Origin of the sequence: Planktomarina temperata RCA23 (genome assembly GCF_000738435.1) — a bacterium.
GTDB classification, from domain to species: domain Bacteria; phylum Pseudomonadota; class Alphaproteobacteria; order Rhodobacterales; family Rhodobacteraceae; genus Planktomarina; species Planktomarina temperata.
Map to the genome: position 1 here is coordinate 2,159,722 of NZ_CP003984.1, position 18,174 is coordinate 2,177,895.

At 57.1% G+C, this 18,174-nt stretch carries 14 protein-coding genes; 9 read left to right on the forward strand and 5 right to left on the reverse strand.

Translation table 11 applies throughout. The features are described 5' to 3' along the window. Positions 1 to 16 precede the first annotated feature (16 nt). Positions 17 to 994, reverse strand: coding sequence for a threonine ammonia-lyase (locus RCA23_RS10315; protein WP_044050245.1), 978 nt, complete (start codon positions 992 to 994; stop codon positions 17 to 19). Positions 995 to 997: 3 nt separating this feature from the next. Beyond that, positions 998 to 1,681: a haloacid dehalogenase type II gene (locus tag RCA23_RS10320; RefSeq protein ID WP_044050246.1), complete on the reverse strand. Its 684-nt coding sequence runs from the start codon at positions 1,679 to 1,681 to the stop codon at positions 998 to 1,000. A 57-nt stretch (positions 1,682 to 1,738) separates the two neighbouring features. Here RCA23_RS10320 and pcaD point away from each other — a divergent pair, with 57 nt between their 5' ends. From pcaD to RCA23_RS10340, 4 genes are all read left to right on the forward strand, one after another. Beyond that, entirely contained in the window at positions 1,739 to 2,527 is a 789-nt protein-coding gene (gene pcaD, locus RCA23_RS10325; RefSeq protein WP_044050247.1) for a 3-oxoadipate enol-lactonase, read from the forward strand. Positions 2,528 to 2,546: 19 nt separating this feature from the next. Then, positions 2,547 to 3,773, forward strand: coding sequence for a TCR/Tet family MFS transporter (locus RCA23_RS10330; protein ID WP_044050248.1), 1,227 nt, complete (start codon positions 2,547 to 2,549; stop codon positions 3,771 to 3,773). A 69-nt stretch (positions 3,774 to 3,842) separates the two neighbouring features. Further along, a complete protein-coding gene (locus RCA23_RS10335) occupies positions 3,843 to 4,928 on the forward strand; it encodes a zinc-binding dehydrogenase (RefSeq protein ID WP_044051485.1) in 1,086 nt (361 codons plus the stop codon). A 54-nt stretch (positions 4,929 to 4,982) separates the two neighbouring features. Further along, a complete protein-coding gene (locus RCA23_RS10340; RefSeq protein ID WP_044050249.1) occupies positions 4,983 to 6,224 on the forward strand; it encodes a mandelate racemase/muconate lactonizing enzyme family protein in 1,242 nt (413 codons plus the stop codon). A 40-nt stretch (positions 6,225 to 6,264) separates the two neighbouring features. Here the strand turns inward: RCA23_RS10340 and RCA23_RS10345 are convergent, their stop codons facing one another. Further along, positions 6,265 to 8,712 (reverse strand): GcvT family protein, encoded by a 2,448-nt coding sequence (locus RCA23_RS10345; protein WP_052377134.1) that lies wholly within the window; start codon positions 8,710 to 8,712, stop codon positions 6,265 to 6,267. A 54-nt stretch (positions 8,713 to 8,766) separates the two neighbouring features. Beyond that, positions 8,767 to 10,299 carry a trimethylamine methyltransferase family protein gene (locus tag RCA23_RS10350; protein ID WP_044051487.1) on the reverse strand — a complete coding sequence of 511 codons (1,533 nt, stop codon included), beginning with the start codon at positions 10,297 to 10,299 and terminating at the stop codon, positions 8,767 to 8,769. A 172-nt stretch (positions 10,300 to 10,471) separates the two neighbouring features. Here RCA23_RS10350 and RCA23_RS10355 point away from each other — a divergent pair, with 172 nt between their 5' ends. The 5 genes from RCA23_RS10355 to gcvP all read left to right on the forward strand — a co-directional run bounded on the left by RCA23_RS10355 (position 10,472) and on the right by gcvP (position 16,804). After that, positions 10,472 to 10,876, forward strand: coding sequence for a rhodanese-like domain-containing protein (locus tag RCA23_RS10355; protein WP_044050250.1), 405 nt, complete (start codon positions 10,472 to 10,474; stop codon positions 10,874 to 10,876). A gap of 31 nt (positions 10,877 to 10,907) precedes the next feature. Beyond that, a complete protein-coding gene (locus RCA23_RS10360; protein WP_044050251.1) occupies positions 10,908 to 12,278 on the forward strand; it encodes an aminotransferase in 1,371 nt (456 codons plus the stop codon). A 154-nt stretch (positions 12,279 to 12,432) separates the two neighbouring features. Then, positions 12,433 to 13,530, forward strand: coding sequence for a glycine cleavage system aminomethyltransferase GcvT (gcvT, locus tag RCA23_RS10365; protein ID WP_044050252.1), 1,098 nt, complete (start codon positions 12,433 to 12,435; stop codon positions 13,528 to 13,530). Positions 13,531 to 13,543: 13 nt separating this feature from the next. Further along, positions 13,544 to 13,909: a glycine cleavage system protein GcvH gene (gene gcvH, locus RCA23_RS10370; RefSeq protein WP_044050253.1), complete on the forward strand. Its 366-nt coding sequence runs from the start codon at positions 13,544 to 13,546 to the stop codon at positions 13,907 to 13,909. Positions 13,910 to 13,957: 48 nt separating this feature from the next. Then, positions 13,958 to 16,804 (forward strand): aminomethyl-transferring glycine dehydrogenase, encoded by a 2,847-nt coding sequence (gene gcvP / locus RCA23_RS10375; RefSeq protein ID WP_044050254.1) that lies wholly within the window; start codon positions 13,958 to 13,960, stop codon positions 16,802 to 16,804. Here gcvP and RCA23_RS10380 read toward each other — a convergent pair. Continuing rightward, complete coding sequence (locus tag RCA23_RS10380) at positions 16,789 to 18,054, reverse strand: NAD(P)/FAD-dependent oxidoreductase (RefSeq protein ID WP_236631347.1); 1,266 nt, start codon at positions 18,052 to 18,054, stop codon at positions 16,789 to 16,791. The genes gcvP and RCA23_RS10380 overlap by 16 nt on opposite strands. Positions 18,055 to 18,174: the final 120 nt, after the last annotated feature.

Genomic DNA, 18,174 nt, shown 5'->3' on the forward strand with positions numbered 1-18,174 from the left:
ACATCGCCCGGCTTGCCTAGGGGCTGGGATAGGTCTCTAGCGCGCGGGTGAACATCTGTGCATCTATATTGCCACCCGAGGCGATGCAGATCACATGCTCACCGCTCAGCTGCTCCCCATGATAGAGTGCAGCGGCCAGAGCAATGGCTCCACCGGGTTCGAGCACAAGTTTAAACCGGCTAAAGGCCACAGAGATGGCCCGCAGGCAATCTTCTTCCGGCACAACGATGCCCGGCCCGCAAAGCTCGTGCATGAGCGGAAAGGTCATTTCCCCAGGGCTGCGGGTGACAATGGCATCGCAAATGCTGCCGCCGCTGCGGGTATTGCTTTCCCGGCGACCGCTTTGTAGCGAACGGGTCACGTCATCGAAATCCACGGGCTCCACAGGCCGCACGCGCATATCAGGCGCCTCCTGCTCCAGCGCCAATGCGACCCCAGAGGTCAAACCGCCGCCGCCGCAACAGACCAAGACATCAGCCTTGGCAATTCCAACCTCCGCTGCTTGCGCGGCTATTTCCAGCCCGCAGGTGCCCTGCCCGGCAATGACCTCAGGCGCATCATAGGGTTTGATCAGGCTCAAACCACGCGCCTCAGCCAGGGCCGCGCCGATGGCCTCACGGTCCTCGTGGTCTCGGTCATATAAAATCACCTCAGCCCCCAGCGCGCGGGTGTTCTCAACCTTCAATCGGGGGGCATCTTTCGGCATCACAATAACCGCCGGCACCCCATGCAGACGGGCGGCCAGCGCCACGCCCTGCGCATGATTGCCCGACGAATAGGCAATGACGCCCGCCGAGCGCACCTCAGCTGCGAGGGCCGAGACCGCAGACCAACCGCCACGAAACTTAAATGATCCAGTATGTTGCAAAGCCTCCGCCTTGACCCAGACCCGCCGCCCGGCGATCTCATCGACAAAGGCAGAATTGAGCAGCGGGGTGCGCCGCGCCTGGCCTTCCAGCCGCTGCGCCGCGGCCCGTATCATCTCTATATTCATCTTTCATACCCCTGCTATTTGAGGAATCCCGGTTAAATCTCGCAATTGATAGTGCGGTGTCCATGGCAGGCGATCAACCGGCTCACCGCTGCGATTCACCCAAGCGGTTGCGAAGCCATATTCCGCCGCCGCCGCCGCATCCCAACCATTGGAGGAGACAAAAAGCACCTCCCCTGCCCCACATCCGAAATGGCTTCCGACCAGGTCATAGACCCGGCGGTCTGGCTTGAAAATTCCAACAGATTCAACAGACAAAACCGCATCGAGCCGATCTGAAAGCCCGGCAGAGACAACGGCACCCTCCAACATATCAGGCGAGCCATTGGACAAAATAGCCGTGTTGAGCCCCGCCGCCTTGAGGGCCGCGAGCATCGCTGGCACTTCCTCATAGGCTGCAAGACTCCAATAGAGATCCAGCAAGTCTTTGCGCAGGCGCGCCCCCGAGACCCCATTGGCCTCCATCGCCCAATCCAGCCCATCTTGGGTCACTTGCCAAAAATCAGTATGTGCGCCCATCACAGCCCGCAACCAACTGTATTGCAGCTGTTTCAGGCGCCAGTCTCCAGCCAATTTAGCCCAATTTTCAGCAATTTCGGAATTCTCCGGGCGACTGGCAGCTTGGCGGGCGGCCGAGGCCACATCGAACAAAGTCCCATAGGCGTCAAAGACGCAGGTTGTGATAGCCATAGAATCCTCCATAAGATGAGGCCAACGATAGCGACAATCGGCGAAAGGGGAAGAGACATGCACGTCTTCGACAAATCTGGAATGCATATTCATTATCGCGATGAGGGCGACCCGCAGGGCGCTCCGTTGGTCTTTTCCAACTCATTGGGCACGGATATGCGGCTGTGGGATCAGATTATGCCCTTGCTGCCCGCCGGTCTGCGTATCATTCGTTATGACATGCGGGGGCACGGTCTGAGCGATTGTCCAGAGGCGCCCTATTCTATGGGTGCCCTGATTTCTGATGCTGAAGCTCTGCTTGATCATTTGCAAATTACGTCCTGCCTCTTTGTTGGCCTGTCCATCGGCGGTATGGTTGCCCAGGGGCTGGCCAGCAAAAGGTTGGATTTGATCCGAGCCATGGTCCTATCAAACACAGCCGCTAAGATTGCCACCAAAGATATTTGGCAAGACCGGATAGACAGCATCCGAAGAGACGGCATTGGCCCGGTGGCCGGCGCCACGATGCAGCGGTGGTTTAGCCCTGAAATGCACGGCACGCCGGCGATGGCCCCTTGGGCTAATATGTTGGTGGCCACCCGCGAGGAGGGTTATATTGGCTGCGCCCATGCGATCTCTGGTACAGATTTTATAACCCCAACTTCGGCCCTGCGCTTGCCGGTCATGGGCATCGCCGGTGATCACGACAGTTCTACCCCACCGGATTTGGTGCGCGAAACCCTGGAGCTTATCCCCGGCAGCAGCTTTCACATCATCCGCGGCGCGGGCCATTTGCCCTGCGTTGAACGACCGGCGCAATTTGCCAAACTGTTGGGTGATTTTTTGCGTGCAACCGGACATATCTAAGCAATTTAGGATCCCTGGCATGAACAAACCTCTGGCCTTTACCTTCATCATTGTCACCCTGACAATTGATGCCATGGGCATTGGCCTGATCATTCCTGTGATGCCCGATCTGTTGCAGGACATTGAAGGCGGAGATCTCGGCCATGCGGCCATTTGGGGCGGGATTCTCTCCATGGTCTTCGCCTTAATGCAATTTCTTTTTGGTCCCACCATCGGCTCGCTAAGTGACCGATACGGGCGCAGGCCGGTGCTGCTGGTCTCTTTGCTGGTCATCGCCGTGGATTATGTCGTCATGGGGCTGGCCCATTCGATCTGGCTGCTGGTTCTGACCCGCGTCATTGGCGGCATCGCCGCCGCGACCCAAGCCACCGCTGCAGCCTTCATCTCGGACATCTCGACCGCAGAGAACCGCTCCGCCAATTTCGGCATTCTGGGCGCCTCCTTTGGGGTTGGCTTTGTACTGGGCCCGCTGATCGGTGGTCTTTTGGGCGAATATGGCTTCCGCGTCCCGTTTTTTGCGGCCGCCGGGCTGGCCAGCCTCAACCTCCTGTTGGGATATTTTGTATTGCCCGAAACGGTGAGCAAAGAGCTGCGCCGCCCGTTTGATCCGGCCCGGGCCAATCCTTTGGGCGCGCTGGTGCAAATCCGTAAAATCCCCGGCCTGGCGCGATTTTTACTGGTATTTTTTCTCTATGAATTTGCCTTTTACTCCTATCCGGCGATTTGGGTGTATTACGCCAAAGCACAGTTCCATTGGGAACCCGGCATGGTCGGCCTCTCTTTGGCCTCCTTCGGCATATCAGTGGCCGTCGTCGAAGGTCTGTTGATCCGCAGGATCTTGCCCTGGCTTGGTGAGCGGCGCACCATCGTCATTGGCTTTATGTTCAATATCGCCATGTTTACCGCTTTGGGCTTTCTCACCTCTGGGTTTTGGGCACTTATCATCGCGCCCTTTTCCGCGCTTGGCTCGGTTGTGGTGCCCGCCATGCGCGGCATCATGGCCAATAAAGCGGCAGCCAATCAGCAGGGGGAAGTCCAAGGTATCATCGCCTCAACCCAATCTCTGGCGGTCATTTTTGCCCCGTTGGTGCTGACCTATGTGTTCTATCTCGCCACGCGTCCCGGCGGGCCGGTCTTTTTGCCGGGTGCGCCGTTTCTTCTGGCCGCGGCCGTGGTGGCGATCACGCTGACCCTCTTTACCACCCGGCCAAGGGGCAGCATCTCCGGGCAAAATTCCACCCGTTAAATGTCGCAAAACCTCTTGCAGGTTTTGCAACAGGCTTTAGCCTCGGGGCAGTTATCTAATGGAGCCGAAATGACCCGTATCAAAGCCGCCGTCGCCCATGCCTTTGGCCAGCCTCTTTCCATCGAAGAGGTTGAATTGGCGCGCCCCAACTCTGGGGAAGTTGAAGTCACTCTCGAGGCCTGCGCCATTTGCCACTCAGACATCACCTATCTGGACGGCGGTTGGGGTGGCTCGCTGCCTGCGGTCTATGGCCATGAGGCGGCGGGACGCATTTCTGCACTTGGCGATGGGGTCACGGGGCTGAAGCCCGGTGATGCGGTCGTGGTGACATTGATTCGCTCTTGCGGCACCTGCCCCTCCTGCTGCACAGGCCGGCCCACAGGCTGTGAGGCCGCCTATGACGGGGACAAAGGCCCGCTCTCCATGCCGGACGGCAGCAAATTGCATCAAGCCATGGCCAGCGGGGCCTTTGCCCAGCGCGTTGTTGTCGCGCAAACTCAGGTCGTGAAAATTGGCGATGATATCCCGATGGATGTGGCCTCTCTCATCGCCTGCGGTGTGATCACCGGTGTGGGCGCGGTGGTCAATGCCGCTCAAATGCGCCCCGGCCAAGATGCGGTCGTCATCGGCGCGGGCGGGGTTGGTCTCAACGCCATCCAGGGCGCACGGATCGCGGGCGCTCGGCGCATTGTCGCGGTGGATATGCTGCCCGAAAAGCTCGAGATTGCCATGGAATTTGGCGCAACCCACGGGGTGCTTGCCACGGGTGATGCCCCTTGGGTTGAGGCGCAACAGGCTCTGGGCCGCGGCGCGGATGCGGTTTTTGTCACTGTGGGTGCCGCGGGCGCCTATACCGCCGCCCCCAATTACCTCGCCAGTGGCGGCAAGGTCATCATGGTGGGCATGCCCGCGACAGGCGCCGCTTCCTCCTATGAGGCCGGCAATCTTGCGGCGGCCTCTCAGGCCATGATCGGCTCCAAAATGGGGGATGTGGTGATCCAACGCGACATCCCATGGATCGTGGATCTTTACCGCCAAGGTCGCCTAAAGCTGGACGAGTTAATCTCAGCCCATTGGAGCCTTGAGCAAATCAATGAGGCGATCGCGGATACGAAAACTGGATCTGCAAAGCGCAATGTGATCGTGTTTAAGTAGTCGGGCACAGGCCTAAAACCCGCCGCAGGGCGGCGCAGATATTGGGAGATTGATATGAAACTGCAAGATCTTGAAGTGATCATCACCGCCCCGCCTGCACCCGGCTGGGGGGGGCGCTATTGGATCTTTGTCAAAGTCACCACGGACACTGGGGTGACCGGCATCGGGGAATGCTATGCCAGCAGCCTTGGGCCGTCCACAATGGTCCATGTGATCCACGATGTTTTTGAACGGCATATGCAGGGGCAAAGCCCAGAAGATATTGAGCTGATGTTTCGCCGCGCCTATTCCAGCGGCTTTACCCAAAGACCTGATCTAACCGTGATGGGGGCATTTTCGGGACTGGAGATCGCCTGTTGGGATATTCTGGGCAAGGATCGCGACCGTCCGGTCTGGGCGCTTTTGGGCGGAAAAATGAATGAGCGCATTCGGGCCTATTCTTACCTATACCCACTCGAGCACCATGACGTGAATACATTTTGGGGCAATGCCGACCAAACGGCGGAGTCTGCAACTGCGGCCCTGGCCAAAGGGTACACGGCGGTGAAATTCGACCCCGCTGGCCCCTATACGTTGCGCGGCGGCCATATGCCGGCCATGTCTGACATCACCCAATCGATTGCCTTTTGCAGTGCCATTCGTGAAGCCGTGGGCGATAAGGCCGATTTATTGTTTGGCACCCACGGTCAGTTTTCAACCGCCGGGGCCATTCGGCTGGGCACTGCGCTGGAGCGGTTTTCACCGCTTTGGTTTGAAGAACCCATCCCACCCGATAATATTGCTGAAATGGCCAGGGTGGCCCGCGCTGTCACCACGCCAATCGCCACAGGGGAGCGCTTGACCACCAAGGCTGAATTTGCCGAAGTCTTGCGCCAAGGGGCCGCCACGATCTTGCAGCCCGCTTTGGGCCGGTCGGGCGGCATTTGGGAAACCAAGAAAATCGCCGCCATTGCGGAGGTCTATAATGCGCAAATGGCTCCGCATCTCTATGCTGGACCTGTGGAATGGGCTGCCAATATTCACCTCTCGGTATCGATCCCCAACACATTGATCGCCGAGACCATTGAAACCCCCTTCCATGCTGCTTTGATCAAAAACTCGATCCAGGTTGAAAATGGGTTCATCACAGCGCCCAGCGCCCCGGGTCTTGGCATTGAGTTTGACGAAGACCTCGCACGCGCCCATCCCTATGAAGATGACGGGCAGCACCTGCATTTGCAGATGCAAGAGGCACCGTGTGATTACCAAAATGGCAATCTGTTCCTTGGAGGCGCGCCGCCAAAACCCCTAGATTAAAGCCTCTGGCCATGGGGCGCAGGCTCCATGGCTCAGCGCATTAGCTGCGCATTTTCAAGCCTTCGGGGTCGTAAAGCGGTGCGGATTGGACCTCGGCGCTGTACATGTGACCTAAGATTTCCACCTCAAGCCTTTGTCCACCGGCGCTCAGCCGGGTGGGAACATAGCCCATGGCCATGGAGCGACCGACATGATGGGCATAGCCGCCGGACGAGATGTAGCCCACGGCCGCACCGTTATGCAGGATCGCCTCATCGTTGGACACGTCGATCCCCTCAACCTCAAGGGTCAGGTTCACCAACCGCTTGGCCGGCTGTCTCACGGCTTGGGCAGCAGTTTTACCGACAAACTCTTTGTTCCAATTGATGAACCCATCAAGGCCAGCTTCGGCGGCGGTAAAATCGGGGCGGAAATCCAGGCCCCATGCGCCCCAGCCTTTCTCAAGGCGCATCGACATCAAAGCCCGCGCGCCATACCAGCGCAGGCCCTGATCTGCCCCCGCCAGCTCCACCGCTTCGGTCAAGCGGCGCAGATATTGCGGCTTGCAGTAAATTTCATAGCCCAATTCGCCCGAGAAACTGATCCGCGTCAGGATCACAGGGACGCCCGCCACATAGGTCATTTTGGTGTCGCGAAAGGCAAAGCCCGCGGCGCTGACATCCTCGCGGGTCAGTTCGGCCAAGACCGCACGGGATTTTGGACCGCTGAGCGCCAGCCCGTGCCAATCCTCACTCACATTGCGATAGTGCACATCGGCCGGCAAATCGCGTTCGAACCAACGGCGATGGGCTTCTTGCATGGTGCCCGAGCCAAAGAGCATGAAATGTTCCGCCCCATAACAGGCCACGGTCAAATCGCCATAGAGCTTGCCCTTTTCCGTCAACATCGGAGTCAACGTCACGCGGCCCGGTTTTGGTATGAAACCGGCCAAGATCCGGTCAAGATAGGCACGGGCCCCCGGGCCCTTAAATTCATGTTTGGCGAAATTGGCCACTTCAATCACCCCAACATCTGCGCGCACCGAGGCCACCTCACGCGCCACATAGTCATGGCTGCGGTTGCGTTCAAAACTGGGCGCCTCATGGGCGTCGTCGGGCCCATTGGCAAACCAAAGCGCATGTTCCAAACCAAAACTTTGATCCATGCGCGCGCCCTTGGCCACCAGATGATCGTAAATCGCGGTGGTTTTCTGCAACCGCCCCTTCGGCAGCGTTTCATTGGGGAAGGTCATTACGAACCGGCGTTCATAGTTTTCAGTCGATTTCACCGTGCCCCAATCCGGCGTCGCCCAATCGCCGAAGCGCGCCACATCCATGGCCCAGACATCAATGGAAGGCTCCCCATCAATCATCCATTCCGCCATGGTCAGCCCAACGCCGCCACCTTGGCAAAAGCCCGCCATAACCCCGACCGCGCACCAATAGTTCGTCATCCCAGGCACGGGGCCAATCATTGGATTTCCGTCCGGGCCAAAGGTGAAGGGGCCGTTGATCGCTTGCCGAATGCCCACCTCTCCCAGAACAGGAATACGCTCAAAGGCAAACTCCAAACGATCGGCGATTTGCTCCAAATTTGGCTGCAACAACTCATGGCCAAAGTCCCACGGAGTGCCGCCGACTTTCCAAGGGGTTCCGCGCTGCTCATAGGTGCCCAAAAGCAGCCCGTCGCGCTCCTGGCGAAAATAGATATTGGCCTCATAATCAATTCCGCAGGGCAGACGGTTTGGCGCATCGGCAATGGCTTGGATCTTTTCCGTCAGCAGATAGTGATGCTCCATCGGCTGCACCGGAATGTTAAGCCCCTGCATATGTCCCACTTCACGCGCCCAAAGCCCGCCGCAATTGACGATATGCTCGGCGTTGATGGTCCCGCGCGGCGTGTGCACGTCCCAGCTGCCATCCGCCCGCTGGATGGTTTTTGTCGCTGGCGTATGGGTGAAATATTGTGCCCCATGCACCTTGGCCGCTTTGGCAAAGGCATAGGTCGCCCCAGAGGGGTCCAAATCTCCATCTTGATCATCCCACAGCGCGGCAATGTAATGTTTGGGATCAATCAACGGATGGCGATCGGCCACTTCCTGGGGGCTGATGAACTCTTGACTAAGGCCCATGTAGCGCGCCTTGGACCGCTCGCGTTTGAGATAATCATACCAGGTTTTATTCGAGGCCAGATAAAATCCGCCGGTCATATGCAGCCCGACCGAATGGCCCGAAAGCTCTTCAATCTCTTTATATAGGTCAATGGTATAGCCTTGCAGGCGGCTGATGTTCGGATCGCTTGAAATCGTGTGAATTTGCCCAGCCGCGTGCCAACTTGATCCCGAGGTCAACTCGTCGCGCTCCAGCAAGACCGCATCTTTCCAGCCAAATTTCGCCAGGTGGAACAAGATCGAACAGCCCACGACCCCGCCGCCGATAATCACAACTTTCGCATGGCTCGGTAGGGCCTTAGCTCCACCTCCGTTTTCCGATTTTTGAATCTCTGGCATATCAGTCTACCCGTCTTTTAAGTTACATTTTCCAAGCCTAGCATGGCCATTCTCTCAATACCAAGCGTCCGGAATTTCCGATTTTCTGCGGTCCACATAGGCTTGCAATTCTTCCTTCACACCTGCGTTGATCGGCGGAGGTTCATAGGCACGCAACAGGCTTGTCCAGCGCTCATAGGCCCGCTGCCGCATGTCTTTCGCCCCGCCTTCCTCCCAGCTTTCGACATTTTCGCTGTCACTCAACGCGGGCTCATAGAAGGCGGTTTGGTAATTGCGCATCGTATGGGCCGAGCCCAAGAAATGCCCGGCCGGTTCAACCTCACCATAGGCATCACCCGCCAGCGCCTCAGGGCTGCTGTCAAGCCCCGCACCCAGTTTCTGATAGCCCCCCAAACGGTCCGCATCCATCACCAGTTTTTCAAATCCAGTGCAGAGCCCACCTTCCATCCAACCGGCCGCATGAAGAACAAAATTTGCCCCAGCCAGCATAGTCGAATGCATGGAATCGGCACTTTCATAGGCCGCCTGCGCATCTTCAATTTTGCTTGCGGTCAGCGATCCACCACAGCGCAGCGGCAGGCCCGCAGCCCGCGCCATTTGACCAATGGCATAGTTCGACAAGATGGGTTCCGGCATGCCAAAGGTTGGTGCGCCAGATTTCAGGCTCATGGAGCTCAGAAAATTGCCCAAGACAAACGGCGCGCCAGGGCGGATCAATTGCGAAAAGGCGCAGCACATCAGCGCCTCGGCCATGGCTTGCGTGACCGAAGCCGCTGTGCTGACCGGTCCCATAGCCCCCGATAAGATAAAGGGCACCACCACGATCCCCTGCCCACGGCTGCAATAGGTCTCAATCGCTTGGGTGACCACCTTGTCGACCAAAAGCGGTGAATTTGTGTTCACATTGCCCATGATCACACACTGTTGATCCATCACCTCCCGACCAAAAACAATCTCAACCATGTCAACGCTGTCCTGCGCCCGGCTTTGTTCGGTAATCGCGCCCAGATGCGGTTTGTCCGAACAGGTCATATGCAGATAGAGCATATCCAAATGACGCTTGCTCACCGGCACATCGCAGGGTTCACAAATAACCAAGCCGCCGTGATGTAAATTGGGGTGCATATAGGTGAGCTTGATCAATTTCTCGAGACTGTCGAGATCCCCATAGCGCCGACCCTTTTGCAAATCGCGCACGAATGGCGCGCCATAGATCGGTGCAAAGACTTGATTTTGACCGCCAATCACCACATCACGGGTTCTGTTGCGGGCAATCTGGGTGAATTGCCGCGGCGCGGTCTTGCACAAAGCGCGAACCTGAGCCGCCTCCATGCGCACCCGGTCGCCGTCAATCCGCGCGCCGGCCTTGCGCCAAACCTCAAGCGCCTTGGGATCATCGCGAAACGCAATGCCAATGTCTTGCATCAACCAATCAACCTGAGCCTCAAGCTGCGCCATAGTGGCGTCATCTAAAGGGTCGAAAAACGCCAAGCGCCTTTGCAAATAGGGGCTGGGCGGCGCGGTGCCAATCCCGTCCTCACCCGCTTGCCGAGCCCGAGCCCCGATCGTTGATTTTCGTCGCGCCATATCTACTCCGGTTTGGTCGTCCACCCTATTCTAGGCAAATCCGCCCCATCACCGAAACGCCATTAACGACGAAACCATGTCAAAATCCCGCTGTTTTGCGCAGATATCAGCGCTGCGAGCAGGTCATTGCAATCTGCGCCCTATAGGCTACCAATATCCTAAGGAGCAAACTATGACCCAGGTGATTACAACATCCGTCAAAGACTTGGTCGCGGCCGCCAATGCGGAGGTGACCACCCTCACTGTCGAACAGGCCCGCACGCTCATTGACAGCCCCGATCACATCCTTGTGGATCTGCGCGACATCCGCGAGCTGCAACGCACGGGAAAGATCCCCGGCGCTTTTTCCTGCCCGCGCGGGATGCTGGAGTTTTGGATTGATCCGGCCAGCCCCTATCACAAAGAGATTTTCAACCAAGATAAGACCTATGTGTTCTATTGCGCCAGCGCTTGGCGTTCGGCCTTAAGTGCGAAAGTGGCGCAAGATATGGGCCTGGCGCCCGTGGCCCATATCGCCGGCGGCTTTACGGCGTGGGTCAAAGCCGACGGCCCCGTTGAGGCTTTGCCCCAAAAATAGAGCCCGCGCAGCTGGAATAAAAAGAGGTTTCATGCAAAATTCACCATCGCCAGAAGAGTTACACGCCTTTGATCGGGAGCATTTCTTGCACCCTTGGCACGATATGAATGCTTGGCGTGGCTATGATAATATGTTGGTGGAGGCGGCGCAGGGCATCTACCTTTATGATGAAACCGGCAGAAAATTTATAGACGGTCCTGGCGGCATGTGGTGCGTGCAAATCGGTTATGGTCAGGCAGAGATGGCAGAGGCAATCGCGGCCCAAGTCCTGAAAATGCCCTATGCCTCGCCCTTTACCAATGTCACCCAACCTGGCGCGATACTGGCCAAGAAATTGGCCGATTTCGCACCGGGGGATTTGAACAATGTCTTCTTCACCACAGGCGGCTCGACAGCGGTCGACACCGCTTTGCGGGCCATGCAGTTTATGAACAACAGCCTTGGGCGGCCCGAAAAGAAGATGATCCTAGCGCGGGAGAAAGGCTATCACGGCTCGACCTATCTGGCAGCATCCGTGAGCGGCAAAGAGCGCGATGTGACCAAATTCGATATGGAAAGCCGCTTGGTGCATTTTCTACCCAATGTGAATCCCTATCTGCGCCCCGATGAAATGAGTGTCGCGCAATGGTGCGATGCCAAAGTGCAGGATCTTGAGGAGGCCATTGCGCAGCTTGGGGCCGAAAATATCGGCGCTTTCATTGCCGAACCCATTTTGAGCTCAGGCGGCGTGATTGTGCCGCCAGAGGGCTATCACAAACGCACCTTCGATATCTGCCGCGCCCATGATATTCTGTATATCTCTGACGAGGTGGTCACGGGCTTTGGACGGCTGGGCCATTGGTTTTCCTCGCAAGCCGTATTCGACATCGAACCCGACATCATAACCTGCGCCAAAGGCTTGACCTCTGGCTACCTACCCTTGGGGGCCTGTATCATTTCGGATCGCATGATGGAGCGCATGACCCATCGCGGTGAAGTCTTGTTTTCCAACGGCTATACCTATTCGGGTCACCCGGTGAGTTGCGCGGCCGCGCTAAAGAATATAGAAATTTTAGAACGCGATAATGTTTTGGCGCATGTGCGCGACATCGCCCCCTATTTCCAAGAGCGACTCGCGCGCTTGACGCGCTACCCCATTATTGGCGACGCGCGCGGCGCTGGGTTGATCGGTTGCATTGAAGCGCGGTTGAGCAAAGATGGCTCGCGGCTTGAGGATGAACGCAAGATCGGCGCCATGATTGACCAGGCCTGCCATGACCGCGGGCTGATCGTTCGGCCATTGATCAACATGTGCGTGTTTTCGCCGCCGCTGGTCATCAGCAGAACTCAGGTGAATGATTTATTTGACATTCTTGGGCAGGCCATTGAAACTGTGTGTGAAAAATTTGATCTGACACCGTGATCGTGCTCCGTTCACGGGACCTATGGGCGGGTCGTTTTGTGATCTTAACCCCATAAAAATCGATGTCATTATATGTCTTGAAATGCGATAAAAAAATCGTATAAACGAAAAAAGTTTCCGATAGTGGAAAAATGTTCAAAAACGGGAAAATATCATGAGCGATAAACCCAAACGCACCGCGTTATATGATCTTCACTGTGCCTTGGGCGGCAAAATGGTTGATTTCGCAGGGTGGGAAATGCCCGTGCAATATCCCATGGGAATCATGGGCGAGCACCAACACTGTCGCAGCAAAGCCGCCCTATTTGATGTGAGCCACATGGGGCAAGTGCTGCTGCATGGTGCCAATGCCGCCGAAAAATTGGAAGCCTTAGTGCCAGCCGCTTTGAGCAAATTGCCCGAAGGCAAAGCGCGCTACACATTCTTTACCAATGACTCTGGCGGCATTATGGACGATTTGATCGTCGCCAATGCGGGCGATCATTTGTTCTTGGTGGTCAATGCTTCTATGCGTGCCCAAGACATACCGCATATGAAAGCGCATCTTAAGGACGTTGAGGTCACAGAAATTTTCGACCGTGCCCTTATTGCCGTGCAAGGCCCCTCGGCGCAGGACGTGGTGGCCAGCCATTGTCCGCAGGCAGCACAATTGAGCTTTATGCAGACCTGTGAGGCATTGATCGATGGCACGCTTTGCCGGATTTCGCGCTTGGGCTACACCGGCGAAGATGGCTATGAAATATCGATCCCTCAGGCTGAGGCAGAACGGATTACTCGGTTGATGCTGGATCATCCAGACTGCGCCCCAGCCGGGCTTGGGGCCCGCGACAGTCTGCGTCTCGAAGCGGGATTGTGCCTTTACTGCAATGACATAACCCCTGACACATCCCCCATTGAAGCCGGTCTGAGCTGGGCCATTCAAAAACGCCGCCGCGAAGAAGGCGGCTTTCCAGGTGCGGCACGCATCATGGCAGAGCTGGAACATGGCACGGCGCGCAAATTGGTCGGCATCCTGCCGCAGGGCCGCGCCCCAGCCCGTGCGGGGGTCGAGATTCACGACCAAGACGGCAATGCTATTGGCCAAATCACTTCGGGCGGTTTCGGCCCAACCGTCCAAGCTCCGGTTGCGATGGGCTACGTTCACGCCGATCACAGCGCACCGGGCCAAGAGCTGCACCTGATCATTCGCGGCAAACCGCAGCCCGCCACGGTCTGCACCCTGCCCTTCGTTTCACAAAACTACAAACGCTAAACGGGAGATCCCAATGACCACTTATTATTCCGAAGAACACGAATGGATCACAGTTGAGGGCGACATCGCCACCATCGGCATCACGGCCCATGCCGCTGAGCAATTGGGCGATATCGTCTTTGTAGATCAAAAAGAGGAAGGCGATGAATTTGAAAGCGGCGATGAAATCGGTGTGATTGAATCGGTGAAAGCTGCCTCCGAAATTTTCGCCCCTGTAGATGGGGAAATCATTGAGGCCAACGAGCTTTTGCAAAGCAACCCAGCCGCCTTGAACGAAAACCCTGAAGCTGATGCTTGGATTTACAAAGTAAAACTCTCCGATCCGTCCCAGCTCGAAGGGCTAATGGATTTGGCCGGTTACAAGACCTTCATCTCCTAACCACAGACTTAATCGCTGACCCACAGACTTAAAAGCGGAGCTACGCGCATGCCTTTTGAACTGACCACTTATGAAGCCTATGATTTCGCCAACCGTCGACACATCGGCCCATCGCCGTCTGAGATGGAAGAGATGCTGCGCACCATTGGCTTTGACAGCCTTGATGCATTGATTGATGCGACCGTGCCAAAGGCCATCCGCCAAAAGGCACCGCTTGATTTTGGTCCGGCGATGTCTGAGCGTGATGCGCTGCATCATATGAAAGAAGTGGCCAGTAAAAACCAAGTCCTGACCTCGTTGATTGGTCAAGGCTATCATGGCACCACCACCCCGGCGCCAATCCTGCGCAATATCTTGGAAAATCCCGCCTGGTACACGGCCTACACGCCCTATCAGCCAGAAATTTCGCAAGGTCGGCTTGAGGCTTTGCTCAATTACCAAACTATGGTCAGCGATCTGACCGGGCTGGACATTGCCAACGCCTCTTTGCTCGATGAGAGCACCGCCGCCGCCGAGGCGATGACCATGGCGATGCGCTCTGCCAAGTCAAAATCACAAACCTTCTTTGTGGATGAAAACTGCCATCCGCAAAATATCGCTGTGATTCAAACCCGGGCGGAGCCTTTGGGGATCGAGATTGTCGTGGGGTGCCCAGATGACTTGGACGCCAGCGCCGTCTTTGGCGCCATCTTCCAATATCCCGGCACCTATGGCCATGTGCGCGACTTCACATCGCAAATTACAGCCCTGCATGAGCACAAAGCCTTGGCCATTGTGGCGGCCGATCCTCTGTCTTTGGCGCTGCTCAAAAGCCCCGGCGAGATGGGCGCAGATATCGCCATTGGCTCGACCCAACGCTTTGGCGTGCCCATGGGCTATGGCGGGCCACATGCGGCCTATATGGCCACGCGGGACGCCTTTAAACGCTCGATGCCCGGCCGGATCATTGGCGTCTCAGTGGACAGCCGTGGCAACAAGGCGCTGCGCCTGGCGCTGCAAACCCGCGAGCAGCACATTCGGCGCGAGAAAGCCAATTCCAATGTCTGCACCGCGCAAGCGCTCCTGGCGGTGATTGCCTCCATGTATGCGGTCTATCATGGGCCGGACGGCATCAAAGCCATTGCCCAATCGGTCCACCGCAAAACCAGCCGTCTGGCCAAAGGGCTCGAGGCCATGGGCTTTGACGTGCAACCTGAGGTTTTCTTCGACACGATCACCGTAAAAGTTGGCAATCTGCAAGGGGTGATCCTACAGGCGGCAGTGGCCAATGGCATCAACCTGCGCAAGATCGGCGCGGACCGTGTCGGCATCAGCCTGGATGAGCAAACCCGCCCAGAAACCATTGAGGCGGTATGGCGCGCCTTTGGCGGCGACATGAAAGATGACAGCAAGGCCAATCGCGCCTATCGCCTGCCCGATTCCATGCTGCGCGAAAGCGCCTATCTCACCCATCCCATTTTCCACCTCAACCGCGCTGAAGCGGAAATCACCCGCTATATGCGCCGCTTAGCAGACCGCGATTTGGCGCTGGATCGCGCCATGATTCCGCTGGGCAGCTGTACGATGAAGCTCAATGCCACCATTGAGATGATCCCGGTGACTTGGCCAGAATTTGCCAATTTGCACCCTTTCGTGCCTGTCGATCAAGCGCGCGGCTATCATGAGATGTTTGAGGATCTGAATGCCAAGCTTTGCGACATCACCGGCTATGACGCCATCAGCCAGCAGCCCAATTCCGGCGCGCAGGGTGAATATGCCGGCCTGTTGACCATCCGCAAATACCACGCGGCCAATGGGCAAGGGCATCGCAATGTCTGTTTGATCCCCACATCCGCCCATGGAACCAACCCAGCCTCTGCGCAAATGGTTGGCTACAAGGTTGTGGTGGTTGGATCGGATGCCGATGGCAATATCGATGTCGCTGATTTCCGCGCCAAGGCCGAGCTGCACAGCGATGCCCTGGCTGCCTGTATGATTACCTATCCCTCAACCCATGGGGTCTTTGAGGAAACTGTGCAAGAGGTGTGCAAAATCACCCATGATCACGGCGGTCAGGTCTATATCGATGGGGCCAATATGAACGCCATGGTCGGCCTCTCGCGTCCGGGCGACATTGGCGGCGATGTCTCACACCTCAATCTGCACAAGACCTTCTGCATTCCCCATGGCGGCGGCGGGCCGGGCATGGGCCCAATCGGTGTAAAAGCCCATTTGGCCGAGCATTTGCCCGGGCACCCGGAATATGGCAGCGACGTTGGGCCCGTATCGGCTGCGCCTTTTGGCTCTCCCTCCATTCTGCCGGTCAGCTGGGCCTATATCCTGCTGATGGGCGGCGCAGGCCTCACCCAGGCAACGAAAGTGGCGATTTTAAACGCCAATTACATTGCTGCGCGTCTGGAAGGCGCCTTTGACATTCTCTACACCTCCAAAACAGGGCGCGTGGCGCATGAATGTATCATCGACACAAGACCGCTCAATGAGGCGGCAGATGTCACCGTGGATGACTGTGCCAAACGCCTAATGGATAGCGGTTTTCATGCACCCACCATGAGCTGGCCTGTCGCCGGCACGTTAATGGTCGAGCCCACAGAATCCGAGCCCAAAGCCGAGTTGGATCGCTTCTGTGATGCCATGCTCTCGATCAGAGCAGAAGCGCAGGAGATTATTGATGGCACAATGGATCGCATCAATAACCCACTGAAAAATGCGCCGCATACGGTGACGGATTTGATCGAAACCTGGGACCGGCCCTACAGCCGTGAGCAAGCTTGCTATCCCGCGGGCGCGATGCGGGGCGACAAATATTGGGTGCCCGTGAACCGTGTGGACAATGTGCATGGTGATCGCCACCTGATCTGCACCTGCCCGCCTTTGGAGGCCTATGAAGAGGCCTGATAGCGGGCCGGGTCAAAGGCGGATAAATCGGCATTGTTGGGATGATTGCTGACCATATCGGCAATCAACCGCCCTGTTTTCGGTCCAGCCGTCAGCCCGACATGCTGATGGCCGAAAGCCACATGGCCATTGCCAATCGCACGGGTTGGCCCAATGAGCGGAAGGCTGTCCGTGGTGGCCGGCCTGCGCCCCATCCATTCGCTCATGTGATCATAGCTCAATTCGGGAAACAGCGCCGCAATCTGGCGTTTGATAAACTCCAGTGGCCCCGCCTGCGCCGGCGCCTCGGTGCTGGCAAATTCCACCACCCCCGCACATCGGATGCGCCCTTCCATTGGGGTCACAACAAATTTGCCGGCCGCAACCATCATCGGCGCTTTGGGCATGGCGCTGGGATTGTGCAGCTCAATGTGATAGCCGCGCTCGCTTTCCAAAGCCAAGCGCTTGATCCCAAGCTTTTTTGCCATCTTGCCCGACCAAGCCCCCATGGCCAAAACAATATGATCGCCAGCCACCGGGCCCTGATCTGTGATCAAGGCCTTATAAATGCCATCCTGCACCTCGATATCGTCAATTTGCGCCGCAAGCACCGTGCCGCCTTCTGCTTGAAAATGGGCCAAAAGCGCGGCCAGATAAGCCCCCGGGTCTGAAATTCGGCCACTATTCTTATAACAGACCACTTTGGCGAATTGAGTGCTGTAGAGCGGATCTCTTGCGCCATAGGCCGCCCCATCAAGCGCCTCGATCTCATAGCCATGCGCCCGGCGCAGGGTCCGGCCCGGAGCGTCTGCCAGATAGCTGGCCTCTGTGGCATAGCCAAAACAAAAATCCTCATCGCTGATAAACCGCTCGGCTCCGGTCCCCTTGGCCAGCGATTGATGCTGGGCATGGCTATCGGACAAAAGATAAGACAGGGCCCGAGCAGAATGTGCGACATGATCTGCGCGCGCAAAGCTGAGATATTTCAACAAGAAAGGCAACAGACGTGGCAGATAGCGCCATTGCAAAAAGAGGGGTTCGTCGCGGCTGAGCAACATTTTTGGCAGTTTGCGCGCCAATCCAGGCACAGGCACCGGCAGAATCGCGCCCGCCGCCAAAACGCCGGCATTGCCGTAACTGGTGCGCAGCGCGCCATCCATGCGATCGACAAGCGTGACCTCATGGCCCGCCCGTTGCAGCCAAATAGCCGAAGAAACGCCAACGATACCGGCGCCGGCAATCACAACATGAGCCATGGTTTGTACCTTCATTCTGATCGGAGCCAAACTGTCAGGGCCAAAAGCCGCAAGACCGCCCTTCGTAAACGCCCCGCCACAAGTCATATCGAATAGAATTCTTGAAGCAAACAAAAAGCTAGTTTAACGTTTCTG

Coding starts and splice junctions, on each gene's coding strand:
- RCA23_RS10315 (WP_044050245.1), bottom strand. CDS start 994: ATGAATATAGAGATGATACGGGCCGCGGCGCAGCGGCTGGAAGGCCAG.
- RCA23_RS10320 (WP_044050246.1), bottom strand. CDS start 1,681: ATGGCTATCACAACCTGCGTCTTTGACGCCTATGGGACTTTGTTCGAT.
- pcaD (WP_044050247.1), top strand. CDS start 1,739: ATGCACGTCTTCGACAAATCTGGAATGCATATTCATTATCGCGATGAG.
- RCA23_RS10330 (WP_044050248.1), top strand. CDS start 2,547: ATGAACAAACCTCTGGCCTTTACCTTCATCATTGTCACCCTGACAATT.
- RCA23_RS10335 (WP_044051485.1), top strand. CDS start 3,843: ATGACCCGTATCAAAGCCGCCGTCGCCCATGCCTTTGGCCAGCCTCTT.
- RCA23_RS10340 (WP_044050249.1), top strand. CDS start 4,983: ATGAAACTGCAAGATCTTGAAGTGATCATCACCGCCCCGCCTGCACCC.
- RCA23_RS10345 (WP_052377134.1), bottom strand. CDS start 8,712: ATGCCAGAGATTCAAAAATCGGAAAACGGAGGTGGAGCTAAGGCCCTA.
- RCA23_RS10350 (WP_044051487.1), bottom strand. CDS start 10,299: ATGGCGCGACGAAAATCAACGATCGGGGCTCGGGCTCGGCAAGCGGGT.
- RCA23_RS10355 (WP_044050250.1), top strand. CDS start 10,472: ATGACCCAGGTGATTACAACATCCGTCAAAGACTTGGTCGCGGCCGCC.
- RCA23_RS10360 (WP_044050251.1), top strand. CDS start 10,908: ATGCAAAATTCACCATCGCCAGAAGAGTTACACGCCTTTGATCGGGAG.
- gcvT (WP_044050252.1), top strand. CDS start 12,433: ATGAGCGATAAACCCAAACGCACCGCGTTATATGATCTTCACTGTGCC.
- gcvH (WP_044050253.1), top strand. CDS start 13,544: ATGACCACTTATTATTCCGAAGAACACGAATGGATCACAGTTGAGGGC.
- gcvP (WP_044050254.1), top strand. CDS start 13,958: ATGCCTTTTGAACTGACCACTTATGAAGCCTATGATTTCGCCAACCGT.
- RCA23_RS10380 (WP_236631347.1), bottom strand. CDS start 18,054: ATGAAGGTACAAACCATGGCTCATGTTGTGATTGCCGGCGCCGGTATC.